Annotated in this window: 1 protein-coding gene; it reads left to right on the top strand. The window is 63.5% G+C overall.

Annotated features, from left to right (window positions below; translation table 11 throughout):
• Positions 1–520: IS4 family transposase (locus GWQ27_RS22230; RefSeq protein ID WP_275908338.1), on the top strand; the 520-nt coding region annotated here is incomplete at both ends.

The following is a 520-nucleotide window of genomic DNA, read 5'->3' as shown; positions in this document are numbered from 1 at the left end:
TCCTTCACGCCAGCAATGCTGCCCAGTTTGAGTCACTCTCCGACCTCATTCCCCCTGCGCTCATCACTACCCTGCTCGCCGAAGAGGATGTCGTGACCCTGCGCCGTCGCCGCATGCCCATGGAGCGTCTGGTCTGGGCCATCATCGGCATGGCCATCTTCCGCCATGTCCCCATGACCCAGCTGGTCAATCAGCTCGATATCCTCTTGCCCGGTGACCGCCCCTTTGTCGCCCCCAGCGCCTTCCTGCAAGCTCGCCAAAAGCTTGGCCACAAGAGCATTGAGCGGCTATTTCACGACACCGCCGCAGGCTGGCACCAGCAGGCCAATCACCCCGGCTGGGCCGGGTTGCAACTACTCGCCGTCGATGGCGTGATGTGGCGCACGCCCGATACCCCGGACAATGCCGCCGCCTTTGCCAAACCCGGCACCCAGCATGGGGAGACCGCCTATCCGCAGGTGCGCATGCTCTGCCAGATGGAGCTGACCAGCCACCTGCTTGTTCAGGCTGTCATGGAGAG

Origin of the sequence: Aeromonas sp. 5HA1 (genome assembly GCF_029237245.1) — a bacterium.
Taxonomy (GTDB): Bacteria; Pseudomonadota; Gammaproteobacteria; order Enterobacterales; family Aeromonadaceae; genus Aeromonas; species Aeromonas salmonicida.
The sequence above is the reverse complement of the archived record's forward strand: the minus strand, read 5'-3'. Positions and strand labels throughout refer to the sequence as shown.